At 61.2% G+C, this 18,637-nt stretch carries 16 protein-coding genes; 4 read left to right on the top strand and 12 right to left on the bottom strand.

Annotated features, from left to right (window positions below; genetic code table 11):
• Positions 1-46: 46 nt before the first annotated feature.
• Together recX and LPU83_RS63715 are read right to left on the bottom strand one after the other, a co-directional pair.
• On the bottom strand, positions 47-598 hold the full coding sequence (gene recX, locus LPU83_RS63710) for a recombination regulator RecX (protein ID WP_024315244.1): 552 nt from the start codon (positions 596-598) through the stop codon (positions 47-49).
• Positions 595-1,509, bottom strand: a complete 915-nt coding sequence (locus LPU83_RS63715) for a LysR family transcriptional regulator (protein WP_024315245.1) — start codon at positions 1,507-1,509, stop codon at positions 595-597. Before LPU83_RS63715 ends, recX begins: the two co-directional genes overlap by 4 nt.
• A gap of 109 nt (positions 1,510-1,618) precedes the next feature.
• On the opposite strand from LPU83_RS63715, the gene hglS reads away from it, so the two are divergent.
• The 3 genes from hglS to LPU83_RS63730 are packed head-to-tail and all read left to right on the top strand — an operon-like array spanning position 1,619 to position 5,846.
• Complete coding sequence (hglS, locus tag LPU83_RS63720) at positions 1,619-3,019, top strand: 2-oxoadipate dioxygenase/decarboxylase HglS (RefSeq protein ID WP_024315246.1); 1,401 nt, start codon at positions 1,619-1,621, stop codon at positions 3,017-3,019.
• Between the two features lie 53 nt (positions 3,020-3,072).
• Positions 3,073-4,605 carry an L-piperidine-6-carboxylate dehydrogenase gene (gene amaB, locus LPU83_RS63725; protein ID WP_024315247.1) on the top strand — a complete coding sequence of 511 codons (1,533 nt, stop codon included), beginning with the start codon at positions 3,073-3,075 and terminating at the stop codon, positions 4,603-4,605.
• An 8-nt stretch (positions 4,606-4,613) separates the two neighbouring features.
• Entirely contained in the window at positions 4,614-5,846 is a 1,233-nt protein-coding gene (locus LPU83_RS63730; RefSeq protein ID WP_024315248.1) for a pyridoxal phosphate-dependent aminotransferase, read from the top strand.
• A 124-nt stretch (positions 5,847-5,970) separates the two neighbouring features.
• On the opposite strand, the gene LPU83_RS63735 is transcribed toward LPU83_RS63730, so the two are convergent.
• Positions 5,971-7,074: a saccharopine dehydrogenase family protein gene (locus LPU83_RS63735; RefSeq protein WP_024315249.1), complete on the bottom strand. Its 1,104-nt coding sequence runs from the start codon at positions 7,072-7,074 to the stop codon at positions 5,971-5,973.
• Between the two features lie 129 nt (positions 7,075-7,203).
• On the opposite strand from LPU83_RS63735, the gene LPU83_RS63740 reads away from it, so the two are divergent.
• Positions 7,204-7,635, top strand: a complete 432-nt coding sequence (locus tag LPU83_RS63740) for an Lrp/AsnC family transcriptional regulator (RefSeq protein WP_024315250.1) — start codon at positions 7,204-7,206, stop codon at positions 7,633-7,635.
• 37 nt (positions 7,636-7,672) lie between these two features.
• Here LPU83_RS63740 and LPU83_RS63745 read toward each other — a convergent pair whose 3' ends face one another.
• From LPU83_RS63745 to LPU83_RS63785, 9 genes are all read right to left on the bottom strand, one after another.
• Positions 7,673-8,659 carry a beta-ketoacyl-ACP synthase III gene (locus LPU83_RS63745; RefSeq protein WP_024315251.1) on the bottom strand — a complete coding sequence of 329 codons (987 nt, stop codon included), beginning with the start codon at positions 8,657-8,659 and terminating at the stop codon, positions 7,673-7,675.
• Positions 8,659-9,927: an adenosylmethionine--8-amino-7-oxononanoate transaminase gene (locus LPU83_RS63750; protein WP_024315252.1), complete on the bottom strand. Its 1,269-nt coding sequence runs from the start codon at positions 9,925-9,927 to the stop codon at positions 8,659-8,661. Before LPU83_RS63750 ends, LPU83_RS63745 begins: the two co-directional genes overlap by 1 nt.
• The gene (gene bioD, locus LPU83_RS63755) at positions 9,924-10,562 is read right to left on the bottom strand and encodes a dethiobiotin synthase (protein WP_024315253.1); all 639 of its coding nucleotides are present in this window, start codon (positions 10,560-10,562) and stop codon (positions 9,924-9,926) included. The genes LPU83_RS63750 and bioD overlap by 4 nt, the downstream gene beginning before the upstream one ends.
• Positions 10,559-11,704 (bottom strand): 8-amino-7-oxononanoate synthase, encoded by a 1,146-nt coding sequence (locus LPU83_RS63760; RefSeq protein WP_024315254.1) that lies wholly within the window; start codon positions 11,702-11,704, stop codon positions 10,559-10,561. Before LPU83_RS63760 ends, bioD begins: the two co-directional genes overlap by 4 nt.
• Positions 11,701-12,705 carry a biotin synthase BioB gene (gene bioB, locus LPU83_RS63765; RefSeq protein WP_024315255.1) on the bottom strand — a complete coding sequence of 335 codons (1,005 nt, stop codon included), beginning with the start codon at positions 12,703-12,705 and terminating at the stop codon, positions 11,701-11,703. The genes LPU83_RS63760 and bioB overlap by 4 nt, the downstream gene beginning before the upstream one ends.
• A 353-nt stretch (positions 12,706-13,058) precedes the next feature.
• Complete coding sequence (locus tag LPU83_RS63770) at positions 13,059-13,724, bottom strand: GntR family transcriptional regulator (RefSeq protein ID WP_024315256.1); 666 nt, start codon at positions 13,722-13,724, stop codon at positions 13,059-13,061.
• A gap of 1,480 nt (positions 13,725-15,204) precedes the next feature.
• On the bottom strand, positions 15,205-16,029 hold the full coding sequence (locus LPU83_RS63775; RefSeq protein ID WP_024315257.1) for a sugar phosphate isomerase/epimerase family protein: 825 nt from the start codon (positions 16,027-16,029) through the stop codon (positions 15,205-15,207).
• A gap of 51 nt (positions 16,030-16,080) precedes the next feature.
• Positions 16,081-17,253 carry a dihydrodipicolinate synthase family protein gene (locus LPU83_RS63780; protein ID WP_024315258.1) on the bottom strand — a complete coding sequence of 391 codons (1,173 nt, stop codon included), beginning with the start codon at positions 17,251-17,253 and terminating at the stop codon, positions 16,081-16,083.
• Positions 17,254-17,258: 5 nt separating this feature from the next.
• Positions 17,259-18,434, bottom strand: a complete 1,176-nt coding sequence (locus LPU83_RS63785; RefSeq protein ID WP_024315259.1) for a Gfo/Idh/MocA family protein — start codon at positions 18,432-18,434, stop codon at positions 17,259-17,261.
• Between the last annotated feature and the right edge of the window lie 203 nt (positions 18,435-18,637).

Below are 18,637 nucleotides of genomic sequence, written 5' to 3' on the forward strand. Positions count from 1 at the left end.
ACAAGCCTGGCAAGTCCGGGCCGTTGCGGCTGGGTACACCATGCCCTCAACGAGATCGCGCGCTCACGACGTCTTCGGCCTCCTCGCGGTTCATCGCGAGCACGGTCCTTCCGGTGTCGAAGCTGAAGCCGTTGCGCGCAAATGCCGCCATTTCCTTGGTGACCCCTACCCGATCGACATCGCCACGGCGAAACGGCCCGAAGGCGCGCTTGCGTGCGAAGACCACGGCTGCCAGCAGTTCATCCGCCTCGTCAAGCGCAGCCGTGATGACCTCGCGATCGACGCCCTTCTGGGAAAGGTTTTGCGCGATACGACGCTTTGACCTGCCGCGGCGAACGCCGGAACGCGCGCTGACTTCGGCATAGGTCGCGTCGTTCAGACCGCCATGCTCGCAGGCGAATGTCACGGCCGAATCCGCAACTGCCTTGAGTTGCGGCTCGCTGATGTCCTTAAATTTCTGTTTGGCCTTCCTGACGATGGCATCAAACAATTGTCTTTCGGTCATCATTCCGCGCTCAAGCCGATAGATCGTCGAGTTCCTGGCCCAACTCAGCATGCGCGCAGTCGGGGTGTCTGGCGGGGTCTGATCGTCGGTCACGGTTCAGTCGTGCCCTTATTGCTTACCTGCGAGAGCAGCCAGGCCGTGAATGCTGAGCCAAGCGTATGTTCACGCTTACCATCGGGCGTCACCACATAATAGCTGTTCTCGGTCGACATCGGCTGGTCGAAGACGATCTGCAGTTTTCCGGAGCTTAGCTCTTGTTCGATCAGATAAAGAGGCAGAAGCGCAAACCCCATCGCCATCGTGGCAGCTTCGATGATCATCGAAAACTGGTCGAACCGGTTGCCACGGTATGAGGGATCGGCGTCGATGTCGCAGTGTTCAAACCACTGGCGCCAGAGCCGTGGACGCGTGGCCAGATGCAGGAGCGGTTTGTGTATAAGTTCCGCCGGGCTGGCAACCGGATCCGACTGCAGCAAGGTTGGGCTGGCAACCGGAACGACCTTCTCGTCGCACAAAAACGTGCAGGTTGCCCGTGCCCAGATGGGCTGACCGTAATGAATGGCGAGATCAAAGTTTTCCTGCTCGAAGTCGAATGGTTCGAAGCGGGAGGCGATGTCAACCTGCGAACCCGGGTGGGCAACCAAGAAGCCAGCCAGCCGTGGCGTCAGCCAGCGGCTGCCGAATGTCGGCAGGGTCGCGATTGAAAGCGTCGCCGTTGCGTCGGCACCTGCTGCTGCCCGGATCATCATCTCTTCGGTCTGGTGCAGCAGGCGCCTCGCTTCAGGCAGCAGCCGCTTACCGGCCTCCGACAGGATCGCTCGTTGTCGAACGCGCTCGAAGAGGAGGACACCGAGCTGGGTTTCCAAGTCCCTGATCTGTCGGCTGACGGCGCTTTGCGTCAGGTTGAGTTCGAGAGCCGCGCGCGTGAAGTTGCCGTGGCGAGCGGCAGACTCGAATGATTGCAGTGTCGTCAGGTCGGGTATCAGCTTTCGAGGTAGGGTCATTCCGAAACCGCATTATCTCAGCTTCATTTATCGTTATTCCTCTAGCGTGCAAGCGATATGATCGCAATCCAGAATGAACTCGTCCAATTGGCGTCTCGTGAGAAAAGCTATGCTGACCAAAAGTTACGTCTCCTCCTGTACTATCCGTTCTGCATTTTCTGCGGCCATGTCGGCCATGTATCGGACCGAGGTGCATGCTTACGGCACGCTGATGGACATTGTTGCCAAGGTCAATGCCGCGACGCTTGCCGCCGATCCGGTCCTCAGGCACAGACTAGAAGAAACCAACTCGCTTGAGCGTGTCTCCGAAGAGCGCCATGGTGCCATCCGTCTCGGGACTGCGGCAGAACTTGCGATGATGAGACGCGTCTTTGCGGTCATGGGCATGTTCCCGGTCGGCTACTACGACCTCAGCGAGGCCGGGGTGCCGGTCCACTCTACGGCTTTCCGACCGGTGGGCGATGTCGCCCTGAAGCGCAACCCGTTCCGTGTTTTCACCTCTCTGCTGCGCCTCGACTTGATTGCCGACGAAGAATTGCGCGCTGAAGCCGACGCGATCCTTCAGAAGCGTCAAATCTTCACCGCCGGTGCCATCGAGCTGACCGAAAAGGCCGAGCGCCAGGGTGGACTGGGTGATGACGATGCCGAGCACTTCGTTGCCGAGGTCCTGGAGACGTTTCGCTGGCATGACCAGGCCAATGTTGGCCTCGCCATGTACGGGCGTCTGCATGATGCGCACCGGCTGATTGCCGACGTCGTCTCGTTCAAGGGGCCGCATATCAATCACCTGACGCCGCGCACGCTTGATATCGACGAAGTACAGCGGCTGATGCCGGAATATGGCATTGCGCCGAAGGCGGTCGTCGAAGGTCCGCCGAGCCGTCGCTGCGCAATTCTGTTGCGGCAGACGTCGTTCAAGGCCCTTGAAGAAGCGGTCTCTTTCAGGGATGCAAGCGGTCACTGGCAGGAGGGCACACACACGGCCCGGTTCGGGGAAATCGAAAGCCGCGGCATCGCCCTGACCCCTAAAGGTCGCGCTCTCTACGACAAGCTGCTGACGGACTCGCGCAAAGTGGTTCGTCCGGCCGCTGACGGCTCGAACGCTGCTGCCTACGAGAAGGCGCTTGTCGATGCTTTCGTGCTCTTCCCGGACAGCTGGGCCGAAATCCGCGCACAGGGCCTTGGCTATTTCCGCTATTCTCTGACGGAAAAAGGAGAGAGCGCAGTGGCCTCAGCCGATGCCAGCATCGAGCAACTGTTGTTGGACGGTCTCGTTTGCTTCGACGCGATCGTTTACGAGGATTTCCTACCTGTGAGTGCTGCCGGCATCTTCCAGTCAAACCTCGGCGACGAGGCGACGCAGGAGTTTACCGCAAGCCCCAACCAGCAGCGCTTCGAGCGCGATCTCGGGACGCCTGTTCTCAATGAGTTCGATCATTATGCCGGCATCGAGGCGCAATCGATCGCCGAATGCCGAGCTCGCCTGAGCGCCGCCCAAGCGGCCGAGTGAAGCAACCCAACGACCAGCAACAAGAACCAAACACCAACACAAAGGGTCGTCACATGACCATGGCAGCAAGAGCAGTTGATGTAGCAGAGCAAGCCGTTGCGCTTCTCGATAAGATCGGCGTCGACAAGGCGCTTTATACCGGCGGAGAAATGGCTTCCTACAGCCCGGTCACGGGTGAGCAGCTCGCGGCACTGAAGCCCGACACGCAGGAAGCGGCGAGCGCGAAGATTGACAAGGCTGCCCGCGCATTCGAGACGTGGCGCCTCGTTCCCGCACCGAAGCGCGGTGAGCTTGTCCGCCTGCTGGGCGAGGAACTGCGCGCTGTCAAAACGGAGCTCGGCCGACTGGTCTCGATCGAAGCCGGGAAGATCCCGTCCGAGGGCCTCGGTGAAGTGCAGGAAATGATCGACATCTGCGATTTCGCCGTCGGTCTTTCCCGCCAGCTCTACGGCTTGACCATCGCAACCGAACGGCCGGGACATCGGATGATGGAAACTTGGCATCCGCTCGGCGTCGTCGGTGTCATCTCCGCCTTCAACTTCCCGGTCGCTGTCTGGGCCTGGAACGCTGCGCTTGCGCTGGTTTGTGGCAACGCCGTCGTTTGGAAGCCTTCCGAAAAGACCCCGCTTACGGCACTTGCCTCGCAGGCCATCCTGCAGCGCGCGATTGCGCGGTTCGGCGATGCGCCGAATGGCCTGAGCGAAGTGCTGATTGGCGATCGCGCCGTCGGCGCGGTCCTTGTCGATCATCCAAAGGTGCCGGTTGTTTCGGCGACGGGCTCAACGCGCATGGGCCGGGACGTTGGTCCTCGCCTGGCACGCCGCTTTGCACGTGCGATCCTGGAACTCGGCGGCAACAATGCCGGCATTGTCTGCCCATCGGCCGATCTCGACATGGCGTTGCGCGCCATCGCTTTCGGAGCAATGGGCACGGCCGGCCAGCGTTGCACGACGCTTCGCCGTCTCTTCGTTCACGAGAGCGTCTATGATCAACTCGTGCCGCGACTGAAGAAAGCCTATGCCAATGTCTCTGTCGGCAATCCGCTTGAAAGCACGGCACTGGTCGGCCCGCTGATCGACAAGCTCGCCTTCGACAACATGCAGAAGGCGCTTGGCGAGGCGAAAGCCCATGGCGGCGTGGTCAGCGGCGGCGAGCGCGTCGCGTTGCCGTATGATAAGGCTTACTACGCCAAACCGGCCCTCGTGGAATTGCCATCACAGATCGGTCCGGTGCTGGAGGAAACCTTCGCGCCGATCCTCTACGTCATGAAATACAACGACTTCGATCAGGTCCTCGAAGACCACAATGCGGTCGGCGCCGGTCTCTCTTCGTCGATCTTCACGCTGGATCTACGGGAGGCTGAACGCTTCCTGTCGGCCGATGGATCCGATTGCGGTATTGCGAACGTCAACATCGGAACCTCGGGCGCCGAGATCGGTGGCGCATTTGGCGGCGAGAAGGAAACGGGTGGCGGCCGCGAGTCGGGCTCCGATGCATGGAAAGCCTATATGCGCCGGGCCACCAACACGATCAACTACTCCAGAGCTCTGCCGCTTGCGCAGGGCGTCTCCTTCGAAATCGAGTAGGAGCGGCTATGACCATCGAGGTGAAAATCGAGGAGGCGGGCTTCAGGCCCGCCTCAAGGATATCCGTGATCGGAGTCTCCGAAATCCTGCAGATCGGCGCGCGCGCCGCGGTCATGAAGCGGGAAGGCAGACCGGTCATTATCCTTGGCGCCGGCGAACCCGATTTCGAAACGCCCGATCATGTCAAGCAGGCTGCCTGGGACGCGATGCAGCGCGGCGATACCAAATATACGGCCCTCGACGGCACGCCGGCGTTGAAGGAAGCGATCCGCACCAAGTTTCAGCGCGAGAACGATCTTTCCTTCGAAGTTGGCGAGATAACCGTCGCCACCGGCGCCAAGCAGATCCTCTTCAACGCCATGATGGCGACGGTCGATCCCGGCGACGAGGTGATCATCCCCACTCCCTACTGGACGTCCTATTCCGATATCGTTCAGATCTGCGACGGCAAGCCTGTCCTCGTTGCCTGCGATGCAGACAGCGGGTTTCGCCTGACCGCCGAAAAGCTCGAAGCGGCGATCACGCCGCGGACGCGTTGGCTGTTGCTGAACTCACCGTCCAATCCGTCCGGTGCCGCTTATAGCGCCGATGACTACCGGCCGTTGCTGGACGTGTTGCTCAGGCATCCGCATGTCTGGCTGATGGTCGACGACATGTACGAGCACATCGTCTACGACGATTTCCGGTTCTTCACGCCATTGCAGTTGGAGCCGCGCCTGCGCGAGCGCACGCTGACGATCAACGGCGTCTCAAAGGCCTACGCAATGACCGGCTGGCGTATCGGCTATGCCGGTGGGCCGAAGGCGCTCATTAAAGCGATGTCCGTGGTACAGAGCCAGGCGACGTCCTGCCCGTCCTCGATCAGCCAGGCCGCAGCTGTTGCCGCGCTCGACGGACCGCAGGATTTTCTTGCCGAGCGAACGGAGAGCTTCAGGCGGCGGCGCGATCTCGTCGTTTCCGGTCTCAACGCAATTGACGGCCTCGATTGCCGCGTTCCCGAAGGCGCCTTTTATACCTTCTCCGGATGTGGCGGCATTCTCGGCCGGACGATGCCGGGCGGTCGCAAGATCGCAACGGACAGCGAGTTTTGCGCCTACCTCCTCGAGGAGGCGAATGTCGCGGTCGTCCCGGGTTCGGCCTTCGGCCTTTCGCCGTTCTTCAGGATCTCTTATGCCTCAGCAGAGGCGGATCTCAAGGAAGCCCTGGAGCGTATCGCGACCGCTTGCCGGCGGCTCGCGTAATTAATTTCGGGGGCGCGAGGCGGGCTTGGCAGTTTCGCGCCGTTCCGGCGAATAAATGACGTCAAGAAAACGCCCGGACACGATGCCCGGGCGCGTTTTCTGTTGATTGGTTCAGCTAAGCGGATCAGCCGGCGATCTTTTCACCGTAAGCCTTCTGGGCATAGTAATGGCCGAAGCGGCTGTCGAGGAACATGTCGAGACCGATGTCTTCCTGCCGGACGAAGCCCTTCGTCGGCAGCTCGTCCTTGGCCAGCATGTCAAGCACGGCGCAGATGCTCGATGCTGTTGTGATCTGGATGGCGCTCATCATGCGGCCGGCGACGACGGCGCTGTAGACCTTGTTGGCGTAGGTCTCCTGCACAAGGCGGCCGTTCTTCCAGCCGGACACGGTGACGAAGATGATCACGACATCCTGCATCGTCGAAGGCAATGCGTGCTCCAGGATATCCTTGAGGACGTCGCGGCGGTGGCGCAGGCCGAGATCGCTTAGCAGCGCTTTCATGATGGCGGCATGACCGGGGTAGCGGATGGTGCGGTAGTTCAAGGTCCGGACCTTGTCCTTCAGCGTTTCGCACAGCGTGCCAAGGCCGCCGGAGGTGTTGAAGGCCTCATAAGTCACGCCATCAAGGGAGAACTCTTCACGTTCTTCCAGGGCCGGTACCTCGATCAGCTGTCCATCGACGATCGCCTCGCAAGGCTCGATGTACTCGTTGATGACGCCGTCCGTGCTCCAGGTCAGATTGTAGTTCAAGGCATTCGATGGATACTGCGGCAGAGCACCAACGCGCATGCGGACGCTGTCGAGCTTGTCGAAGCGGCTTGCTAGATCATTGGCAACGATCGAGATGAAGCCTGGCGCGAGGCCACACTGCGGAATGAACGCGGTGGATGCGCTGGCGGCGATCGCTTTCACCCTGCGGGTGGATTCGACGTCCTCGGTCAGATCGAGGTAATGCACGCCGGCGTCTGCGGCTGCCTCGGCAATTGCAATGGTCAGGTGGAACGGCGCGGCACTCAGGACGGCGAACTTGCCGGAGAGAAGTCTGACGAGGGCTGCGTGGTCGGCGATGTCGACCTCCGCCAGGTTAAGCGCCGGGTTGGCCTCCATGTGGTCCAGCTGCTGCCTGCTGCGGTCGGCAAGCGTGACATGATAGTCGCCGGAATGGATGAGAAGACGGGCGATTGTCGAGCCGATCTTGCCGGCGCCGATGACGACGATGTTTTTCATATGCGTTCCCTCTATTGGATCGAGAAATCTTTATGCTTTCTTTATTCCCGTCGGTTTGGTTGATTCACAGCGCGAGAATGATAAAATCGACTAGATTTATTCGCCAGAATGCCGTTTGGATTGATCAATATGACGATGAGCGACAAGGATCGGCAGCTTCTGTCGATTCTCAGCGAAAACGCCCGCCTGTCGACCGCCATGCTGGCGCGCAGGCTCGGCCTGTCGCGCACCACGGTCCAAGCCAAGATCGAGCGGCTTGAGCGGGACGGCGTCATTGCCGGTTATGGCGTGCGGCTTTCTGATGACTTCGAGAGCGGCCAGATAAAGGCGCACGTGCTAATTACCTTGGCGGCCAAGGCGCTCGGACGCGTCACGCAGGAGCTACAGGCGATTGCCGATGTCCGCTCGGTCTATTCGGTGAGCGGCAGTTTCGACATGATTGCAATCGTTGCGTCGGCATCGATCAGCGAACTCGACATGGTTATCGACAAGATTGGCGATATCGATGGCGTCGAGAAGACGCTCTCATCAATCATTCTGTCGACGCGCATCAACCGCTAGTGGCGTCGTCATGTCCGTGCCCTACTTTGACGAGGCACTAGGCACGATAGACGACCGCCGCACCGGTGAGACCTGCGCCTGCTGCGGCCAGAAGCAGGGTTTCACCGTCCTGCAGGGGTCGGGCGGCTGCGTCGAGCGACAAGGAGAGCGGGATTGTCGCCGCCGAAGAATTTCCGAACTGGTCGAGCGAGCAGACGGTCCGTTCGGGTTCGATCCCAAGGTTGGCTGCGACCGCCTGGAATATCCGGACATTGGCCTGGTGTGGCACGAATCGGGTGATCGCTCCGGTCTCTATGGCGGCCCTGTCGAGCGCCCTTTTCGAGGCGCTACTCATCATGTCAACCGCCCGCGAAAACACCTCGCGTCCGTCCCGCATCGTCATCAGATATTCCTCAGCGGCACGCTCTGGTGAAAAGGGTTTGTTACTGCCGCCTGCGGTAATCGAGATCAGCTCATAGCCGCTGCCTTCGGAGCATAGATCGGTGCCGAGGATGCCGGTGGCCGGATCGCTTGCCGGCGTCAAAACGACCGCGCCTGCTGCATCTGCAAACAGAACGCTACTGGCTCGTTCAGCCGGGTTGATGCGACGGCTGAGGATATTGGCGGCGACGACAAGAACGGCCTTGCCCTGCGTGCGCACGAAACCGTCCGCGAGCGTCAACGCGTAGAGAAATCCCGAGCAGGCGCCGGCCAGGTCGATCGCGCCCGAATTTACAAGTCCGAGTTTGTGGGCAACAAGCGGTGCCGACGGCGGCAGCAGGTGATCCGGTGTCGAGGTTGCCAGGAGCATCAGGCCGATCTCAGATCGATCGGTTCCGGCGTTATCGAGGGCCATGGCCCCTGCTTTGACGGCAAGGCCGCTAAGCGTGTCGCCGTCTTCTGCCCAGTAGCGGGTACGAATGCCGGTGCGACGTTCGATCCAGCCGGTCTCGAGCCCGAGGGATTGTTCGATCTCGGCGTTTTCGACGCAGCGACCCGGAACGCCGTGGCCAAAACCTGCGATGCGCGCGGAGCCGACGCCCATCATGCTGCGGTTCCAATCAGGACGCTTGCTGCCTCGTCGATCGCATCATAGAGGCGGTCGATCTCGGCTTCCGACACGCAGTATGGCGGCATGAGGTAGATGACGTTTCCCAGAGGACGGATGAGAAGGTTACGCTCGCGGAAGAAGGCGCGCAGCCGCGGTCCTATGTCGGCTAAATATCCATCCGAGGGAACGGCGAGGTCCAGCGCGGCAATGGTTCCAGATTGCCGGACGTTCCTGAATCGTGGATTCCCGACAAAGCGTTGCAGCGCCTGCCCTTGCAATGCAACGAGGCGATCGATGCGCGCCTGGACCGGCTCGCCCGTCCAGATCTTCAGGTTGGCAACTGCTGCCGCGCAGGCAATCGGATTGGCAGTGTAGGAACTTGAATGGAAGAAGGTCTTCCGGCGATCGGTCGAAAGATGCGCTTCAAAGATCTCACTTGTGCAAAGCGTCGCCGCAAGCGGCATGGCGCCCCCGGTCAGGCCCTTCGAGGTACACAAGATGTCGGGAAGAACGCCCGCCCGATCGCACGCAAACAGGGTACCGGTCCTGCCCCAGCCCGTCATCACTTCATCGGCGATGAGGAGCACCCCGTGGCGTTGGGCAATTTTCTTGAGTTCGCCAAGCACGGAAGGGGTAAACATCTTCATGCCACCGGCGCCAAGCACCAGCGGCTCGATCAAAAGGGCCGCGACCCTGCCCGAGCAGCACGCTACCTCGAAAGCATCAAGCGTAATTTGCTCCAGGCCTGGCTCCGGAAATGGAAGTGAATCGACACCAAACAGCAAGGGCTCATAGGCAGCGTTGAAGACGCCCCTTTCACCGACGGACATGGTTCCGATCGTGTCGCCATGATAGCCATGCTCCATCACAACGATCCGGTCGCGGCGTCGACCGGTATTGTGGAAGAAGCCGAGCGCCATCTTCAGGGCGACTTCGACTGCCGTCGAGCCACTGTCGGAATAGAAGACGTGCTGCAGCCCAGCCGGGCTTACCTTGATAAGACCACGGGCAAGATCCTCGGCCGGGGCGTGGGTGTATTCGGCAAAGATGATCTGGTCGTAGACCTCAGTCGCCTGGCGGATCGCCTCCATGATCGTCGGGTGCCGGTGGCCATGGGTGATCACCCACCAGGACGAAATCGCATCGAGAATGCGATTGCCGGCTTCGTCGACCAGATACGCGCCGTCGGTGGCAACAACCTTCTTCATCGTAGGCTCAAGAGCGTGCTGCGTGAACGGATGCCATATGGGGGAACGCGTCATGACCGCAGGCTCCGAAACATCGTGATGTCGAAACCCCGATGAAAGGCTTCCATCAGTCTCTCATGGGTTAGTGGGTTGGTCGGCGCCAGTCGCCCCAACGTGCGAACGCCGCTCATCTGGACGATGATCCTCTGCGTCTCGAGGTTCTCCTCGCCTGTGAAGGCAATGCCGAAGACTGGGACGGTTCGTCGCTGCAACGCCTCGAGCGACATCAATGTATGGTTGATGGTGCCGAGCGAGGTACGGGCGCAAACAATGACAGGCACCTGCCAGCGGGCGAAGACATCGGCGAACAGGGTCTTTGACGTCAGGGGTACGAGAACGCCGCCGGCGCCCTCGATGACAAGCGAGCCGGCAGTCGTCGGCGGCGAGAGTGCGCCTGGATCTATCACCACGTCGTCGAGCATCGCCGCATGGTGCGGGGAAGCGGGGGTCTTTAGCCGGTAGGCTTCCCGAACGATCCGTTCGGCCGGAACATTGCCCAATCGTGCGACCGTTTCAGCGTCCGTTTCCTCTTCCAGCCCCGATTGGACGGGCTTCCAGTAGCAAGCGCCGAGGGCGGACGTCAAAGCGGCAGCGAAGACAGTCTTGCCGATACCGGTGTCGGTGCCGGTGACGACGAAACGCGCCATCATTCCTGCTCCTTTCGCATGGCAACCGCCAGCCGCTCGAACAGTCGCGAAATGGTCGCTTGATCAACGTTGAGAGTAATGGAGATGCGCAGTCGCGCCGTGCCTTCCGGTACGGTCGGGGGACGAATGGGCCTGACGTCGAAACCATCGCTTCGAAGGCGCTCGGCGAGCCGTACCGCGCGATGATTATTGCCGATCAAAACCGGCTGGATCTGCGACTTGCTGGATCGCATCCCAATCGTTGTTTCCATCTCGCGACTGGCAAAGGACACAAGTTTGGCGAGCTTGTCGCGACGCTCCGGTTCATCGGCCAGGATCCGCAATGACTCTCGCAGCGTCGCCGCCATCAGCGGAGACGGCGCCGTCGAGTAGATGAAGTTCCGCGCGCGGTTGATGAGAAAATCGCAGATGATTGCCGGTCCGACGACGATCGCGCCCGATGCTCCGAGCGCCTTGCCGCAGGTGTGCAGCGTGATACAGTTTTCCGGATGCCCCAGGCATTCGGCCAGGCCGCGCCCGCCTTCACCGAAGACGCCCGTCGCGTGCGCCTCGTCGACGACGAGGAAACCGTCATGCTCTGTCGCAAGCTGCGCCAGCGCGCGAAGCGGCGCTTGATCTCCGTCCATCGAGTAGAGGCTCTCGACGGCGATCCACGGTCGGCCGGTGCCGCCAGCGCGACGCCATGTGCGGACGGCATCTGCGACCGCGTCCACATCGTTGTGCGGGGTTGCGATCGATGGCGCACGGCTCGCCGAAATCCCCTCATGGGCACTGGCATGGATCAGGGCGTCGTGGACGATGATGTCCTGGCGTTGTGGCAAGGTCGAGAACAACGCGACATTGGCTGCATAGCCGCTGCCGAAATAAAGCGCTTGCTCGGCCCCGAAATATGCCGCGGCCTCCCGCTCCAGCGCCTGATGCTCCGGATGATTGCCACGCAACAGGCGGGAGCCGCCTGCCCCGACCGGCATGCCGCGGTCCAGTGCATCCCGAAGCGCATCCTTGAGCCGCTGCGAATGGGCGAGGCCAAGATAGTCGTTCGAGGTGAAATCGGTGCCGGACGGCGCGACAAGGTTCCGGCTCCTCCCCTTGCGATCAAGGCCAGCGAGCTTGCGCTCGTAAATCGCAAGGCTGGCGGCGGTCATTCCGTGCGCTCCAGCTGCTCCGCCTTCAGCCCCAGGCGACGGAAGAGAGCCGCGTCGTGATCCTCGCCGGGGTTGTCAGCGGTTAATAGGGTTTCGCCTACGAATATCGAATTGGCACCGGCAAAGAAACAGAGCGCCTGGGTTTCGTCTGACATTTCGGTGCGTCCCGCCGACAGGCGCACGTGGGACTTCGGCATCAGAATACGCGCCAGCGCGATTGTCCTGACGAAGTCGATTGGGTCGATCGGCTCTGCATTGGCAAGTCTCGAGCCGGGAATCGGGATCAGCATGTTGATGGGGACGCTTTCGGGCGGCGTCGGCAGGTTTGCAAGCGTGACAAGCATCGCGATGCGGTCTTCGGCCGTCTCGCCCATGCCGAGAATGCCGCCTGCGCAGACCTTGATGCCGGCCTCGCGGACATTGGCCAGCGTCTCCAGGCGATCGGCAAACGTGCGGGTCGTGATGATCTCGCTGTAGAAGCGCTCGGAGGTGTCAACATTGTGGTTGTAGTAGTCGAGGCCGGCGTCGGCGAGCGCGGCAGATTGGTGCGGTGTCAACATGCCAAGCGTCATGCACGTTTCCATGCCGAGCGCCTTTACGCCCGCGACCATCGCGACGATTGCATCCATGTCGCGGTCCTTTGGGCTGCGCCAGGCAGCACCCATGCAATACCGCGTTGCACCCCCGTCCTTGGCGCTTTGCGCTTCGGTAAGAACGCGCTCCACCTCCATGAGCTTTGATGCCTTGAGGCCGGTCGGATAGTGGGCGGACTGGCTGCAATAGCCGCAATCTTCGGCGCATCCGCCGGTCTTGATCGACAGCAGGCGGCTCATCTGCACCGCGTTCGGGTCGAAATTGGCCCGATGGATGCTGTGGGCACGAAACAGAAGGTCATTGAACGGCAAATTATAGATAAAACTAGCTTCCGGTCGCGTAACCCGGTCACGAGGGACGCCGTCGCAAGCAATTTTCTTGGCCTGATGGTCAATATGAGGCTGCATATGTCCGAAACCTTTTCACTATGGAATGGCGAGACGTAGATAGAAATCAATTTTATCTATAATAATATGCCGCACCCTTAGGCAAGCGCGTTTTTCTGGGTGATGGTCTGAAGGCATTGGGCAGGCAGGCTCGCCTCTGGCTCGGGAGTGCATTTTCAGGGCCTGCCATTGCTGTCGCAACAGGCAGAACTCGGGCGCACTTTCCGACAGGGACCCGGGCTTCCTCCGCGCGCAAAGAGCGTTAGATGGGGCCGGAGGTGCGCATGGCGATTGCCCCGTGGTCGCAGATGAGGGAGCAGATCACGATCGCGCCGATGCACAAACCGCATGGAACCTAGTAGGCGCCGTGGGCTCTAGCCGACGATTGCAAACCGATTGCGGGACGCGTGCTGCATTCGCCGCGACGGCCCTCCGATCCATTGCACGTGCCGCTCCAGCGCGGTCACCGCATTCTCGACCTTGCCGGCGCGGAGAAACGCGAGAATGGCGCGATGGTCCTTGTCGACGCGTGGCTCCCAGTCTGTCAGCCAGGTGGCAAACAGAAATCTGGCGCTTGCCGCATGCAGGTCGTCAATGACCGAGAGCAGCCGCGGCATGCCGCAGGGATCGAGGATGAGCTTGTGAAACCTGCGATTGGCCTCCTCCCAGGTGCGCACATCGCGCGCATTGTCACCGTCGATCGTCGCCTGTTCGGCCTGATCGAGACGGGAAGGCGTCAGGTGTTCGGCTGAATGGCGAAGAGCAAGACCTTCAAGTGCTGCGCGCATCTTCGCGACCTCCTGCACTTCCTTGAGGTCAAACGAGGCAACACGAACGCCACGGCGCGGCTCGCTGACGGCGAGGCCTTGCGCTTCGAGACGACGCAGGGCCTCGCGCACGGGTACGTGCGAGGACCCGAACTCCTCGGCGATATGGTCCTGCTTCAGCTTCGAGCCGGGCGGCAAGGCACCTGTCACAATGCGCTCTGCGAGCGCGCGACTTATCCGGCCGGCTATCGTGTCGTCGTTATGAATAGTCATATTTTAGAGATAGTTCCTGCGCTCGACGCTGTCGAGGTGCGTGGCATGCGCGGCTGTGGATTTGTCGGCCGCTTCGGCGAGTACGGTGTCATGAATGGATCGCAGTTATCGCGTGACAGAGCCTGCTGTTTTCGAGGTTGAACCCAGATTGCGACCTTCGTGGAGCTAGTGCGCTGGGGGGGAGTGACGTCACTGCGCGACCATCCGGCCCCGTCATGGAGCGACATCGCATGCTCGCTCACCTCTCAACCTTTGCTCAGCATGCCGTGGATGAGGGGGCTCGGTGCTCACAAGGGTCGCGATATTTCGTCTGCCGTCGCAATGGCTTGCTGTCGCCGCTGATCCTTGGTTCGCCCCGGCCTTGATTGGCTGGGAGGCATCAAATGCAACCTGGTTTGGGAGGCGTGTCCTCTGGATCGGGTGGGAGGCGCTCGGCTGCCTGATGCAGCAATGTGCAAGCCGGTCATGCGGCTAGTGTTGTGATCGCCCCGAGCTGAAGGGGTGCGGTTCGGCTTCGGTGAGGTGCATTGTGCGTTACGCGATCGATCCGACACTGGCAGTCCTGATGGTGCTAGGCACGCTGGGTTCGAGGCGGCCGGCACGGGCTCGGACCGGCTCGTTTGCGAGCAGGCGCGGGTGCACACGGAATTTGGAAGAGCGCGAATTGTAGAAAGGCTGGCCGTGAGGCCTGCCTTTTCGCAGACACTGCCTGGCTTGCGGTGGACGAGGTTGAAGACCAATGCGCGATATGTAGGGGCTGTGGTCAGCGTGAGCGCAGGCACCAGGTGTTGGTGCGTTAGGTGATTTTCTCGGCGCGGTATCGTCCGCGCTTTTTCCGGCCAACCGGCAAATGGTTGGCGAGTGATATCGGGAGTGGCGGTGTAAGTCTTTGAGGCGAGGCTGCGACAACAGGCGCAAGGGGCGGCAAGGTTGCTGCCTCATTGGGCCGAATCTGGCGATCGCTCGCGATGCGTCGCAGTCGTTTTGGGGGTGTGGCGACGAGGCAAAGACGCGATGGGCGTTGTCGGGGGCTGAGCTCAAATGACGGCCGGGCCACCTGCTCGCGGTTAGGGTGGTGCGGGGGGCCTGGTGGCGAGCGCCGCTCAGACAATCGGGCGAAGTTCCCCGCGGGGAACAATTAGAACGAATGACGCCTCTTGTCGGAACCGGCAGCGCCTTTGCGTAGACACATCGGCTCTCCGTGGTCCCGCGTAACGGCTGGTTCTCAACCGTTAATCCCCAGATAGCCGTCCGGATGCGGTTGACAAATCACCGCCAAATCCGGGATTCTAGTTGCCTGCGCTTCGGCGCTCCAGAGCCGGTTTGGCGAGAAACTCGGGCTTGGGTCGCTTTCGGAGCGACTTTTCGGGCAAAATTGCACTTCAAGTGCATACCATCCAGCGGAACAAAACCTGGAGTTAGCTACCGTCCGCGCAAATAGGTATGGTTAACCAAGAGTTTAGCCCGTGGGTGCAGGTCATCAGCAGGCGCTTCGGAAGCGATCGACGCAGGTTGCAAGCACCTTTTCCCCGGGCCGCTTCCACCAGTTCCCCGCCGAAAAGATCTCGACCTCCTGAGGGCCTTGGTAACCCGCCGCCTCGATGGAGCGACGGATCCCTTTGAGGTCGATGACACCGTCTCCCATCATCCCACGGTCGAGCAACAGGTCGGTGGTGGGAACCAGCCAGTCGCAGATATGGTGGGCAAGGATGCGGCCCGAGGCGCCGGCCCGCGAAATCTGCTGCTCAAGCTTCGGATCCCACCAGACGTGGTAGACGTCGATGGCGACGCCGATGCCGTCCCCGAGAAGGTCGCAGATGTCGAGCGCCTGTTCGAGCGTGTTCACGCAGGCACGGTCGGCGGCATACATCGGATGCAGCGGTTCGATGGCAAGCGGTATGCCGGTTGCACGCGCATGCGGCAGGATCGCTGCGATGCCTTCGGCCACCATCTCGCGCGCATGTGCGATATCTCGGGATCCGGCGGGCAGGCCGCCGACGACGAGGACCAGGCAGTCCGCCTTGAGGGCGGCAGCCTCATCGATGGCCTTCCTGTTGTCGTCGATTGCGGCTGCCCGTCCGGCGGCGTCGGCTGCGGGGAACATGCCGCCGCGGCAAAGGCCCGTCACCTGCAGCCCGTTGTCGGCCACGATCCGGGCGGCTTCCGAGAGGCCGATGGCGTGCACCTGATCGCGCCAGGGAGCGATCGCGACGATATCCTGCTTGAGACAGGCTTCGATGGCCTGCCTCATATTGTATTGCTCTCGGACGGTCGCGAGATTGATGGAAAGGCCGTCGACTGCCATGTGTCTTCCTCCCTCACGCCCCGCAGTTGCGAGGTGCATGCCCGTGATGTTTCAAATGCCGATTGTCGCCAGGATCGTTTTCATTCGAGCCGCGGCGATATCCGGATCGCGCAGGACGCGGGCCTTGTCGGCGAGCCGAAACAGCTCGGCAAGATGTACCACCGAGCGCGCGCTCTGTTGGCCGCCGAGCATCTGGAAGTGGTTCTGAAAGCCGTTGAGATAGGAAAGGAAGACGACGCCGGTCTTGTAGAATCGCGTCGGCGCCTTGAAGATGTGCCGCGACAGCGGGACCGTCGGAGCCAGGATATCATGGAAGCCGGCGAGATCGTCCGTGGCAAGCTTCTGAAGGGCAGCACTGGCCGCAGGCGCAACGGCATCGAAAATACCGAGCAGGGCATGCGAATATCCCTGTTCGTCACCGGCAATGAGCTCTGCGTAGTTGAAGTCGTCGCCGGTGTACATCTTCACCGCGCCATCAAGGCGGCGGCGCATGACAATCTCCTTTTCTGCCGAAAGCAGAGAGATCTTCACGCCATCCACCTTGCCTGCGTGGTCATTGATGATGGCGATCGCCGTTTCCATGGCTTCGATGTCGTCACGCGAGCCCCAATAACCCGAAAGCGCAGGATCGAACATGTCGCCGAGCCAGTGGAGGATGACCGGCTGGCGGACCTGCCGCAGGATACGGTCGTAGACGCGCACGTAATCCTCGGGGCTCTTGGCGGCTGCAGCGAGAGCGCGGCTTGCCATCAGGATGATCCTGCCGCCCTGCCCTTCGACATACGCGACCTGCTCTTCATAGGCGCGGATCACATCATCGATGCCGATATCGGGGCCCGGCGGCAAATGGTCGGTGCCGGCGCCATAGGCAATCAGCGCATCGGGGCGCTGGCGCGCGGCCGATTGCACGTTGGCGATGAGCTCTTTGGCACCGGTCCAGTCGAGCCCCATGCCGCGCTGGGCCGTGTCCATCGCCTCGGCGACGCCGAGACCGAGATCCCACAGATATTCGCGGAACGCGATAGTGCGTTCCCAGTCGATGTTGCGGTCGAGCCAGGGATCGTTGTCGGCCAACGGATCGACAACGACATGAGCGGCCGCATAGGCAACACGGTTGAAGGCGTGCCCGCCACCCGGGCGTTGCGGCGCGGCAAGCGGTGTGTTGACGACGGTGTAGTCCTGCAACGTGCCGCCGGAAACGGGAAGGCGAAGTGTCGTTGCCATGATCGTCAGGCAACCTTGCGCACAGACGTGTCGGCAAGCGAGGGAACGTCCACCCAGCGCCGTTCCTTCCAGCTCTTGTGCGCCAGTTCGGCGAGCTGAACACCCTTGGCGCCTTCGCGCAGGGTGAATCTCCACGGCGCATCCTCGACGACGTAGCGCAGGTAGTCTTCCCATTGGGCCTTGAAGCCGTTGTCAAAGACCTGGGTTTCCGGAACCTCGTCCCAGGTCTTGTAGAAGTCGATGGTCTGCGGCTGGTCCGGATTCCAGACTGGCTTCGGGGTGTTGACGCGATGCTGGGTCCAGCACTTCGTCAGGCCGCAAACAGCCGAGCCATGCGTGCCGTCGACCTGGAACGTCACAAGGTCATCGCGGCGCACGCGAACCGCCCAGGAAGAGTTGATGTGGGCGACGACGCCGCCCTCGAGTTCGAACGTCGAATAGGCTGCATCGTCGGCGTCGGCCCGGTAGGTCTTGCCATCCTCGTCGACACGGCTAGGGATATGGGTGGAGGCATAGCAACTGACCGCCTTGACCTCGCCGAACAGGTTGTCCAGCACGTAGCGCCAGTGCGGCAGCATATCGAGGATCATGCCGCCGCCGTCGGCCGCGCGATAGTTCCAGGAGGGGCGCTGCGCCTTCACGCCCCAATCGCCTTCGAATACCCAGTAGCCAAACTCGCCGCGAACCGACAGTATCTTGCCGAAGAAGCCGCTGTCCTTGAGCAATGCGATCTTGCGTAGACCCGGCAGGTAGAGCTTGTCCTGAACGACGCCGTTCTTGACGCCGCGCTGCTCGGCGAGCATCGCAACGGAAAGCGCTTCATCAAGCGTCTCGGAGATCGGTTTTTCGCAATAGACATGCTTGCCGGCTTCGATTGCCTTCTTCAGCAGCGATACGCGCATTTGCGTCGAGCCGGCGTCAAAGAAAATCTTGTTGTTCGGATCGGCAAGGGCGCTATCGAGATCGGTGGTCGTGCGCGTCAAACCGTGCTGGCGGGCGATCGCTTCGATCTTGTCGGCGCTGCGTCCAACGAGAATCGGATCGGGCATCAGGCGGTCGCCATTGGCAAGCTGAAGGCCCCCCTGCTCCCGGATCGCAAGAATGGACCGCACCAGATGCTGATTGTAGCCCATGCGGCCGGTAATCCCGTGCATGATCATGCCAAGCGATATCGTCGCCATCTGCGTCTTCCTCCCAAGTAAATAACTATTTAGTTACATAAGTGACATGCAGTCAACGTGCTGTCAACCCGGCCCGCCGCCAAGCGCGTCTCCGACGAGAAATCTCAAACGTCGCGGGTGGAGATCTGAAGCAAACCTGGTAGCCGAGGGCCCGGCTCAGGCCGCGCGCGCAATCTTCTGGCTATCCGTCACCGAACCTCTTA

The organism is Rhizobium favelukesii (genome assembly GCF_000577275.2).
Classification (GTDB): domain Bacteria; phylum Pseudomonadota; class Alphaproteobacteria; order Rhizobiales; family Rhizobiaceae; genus Rhizobium; species Rhizobium favelukesii.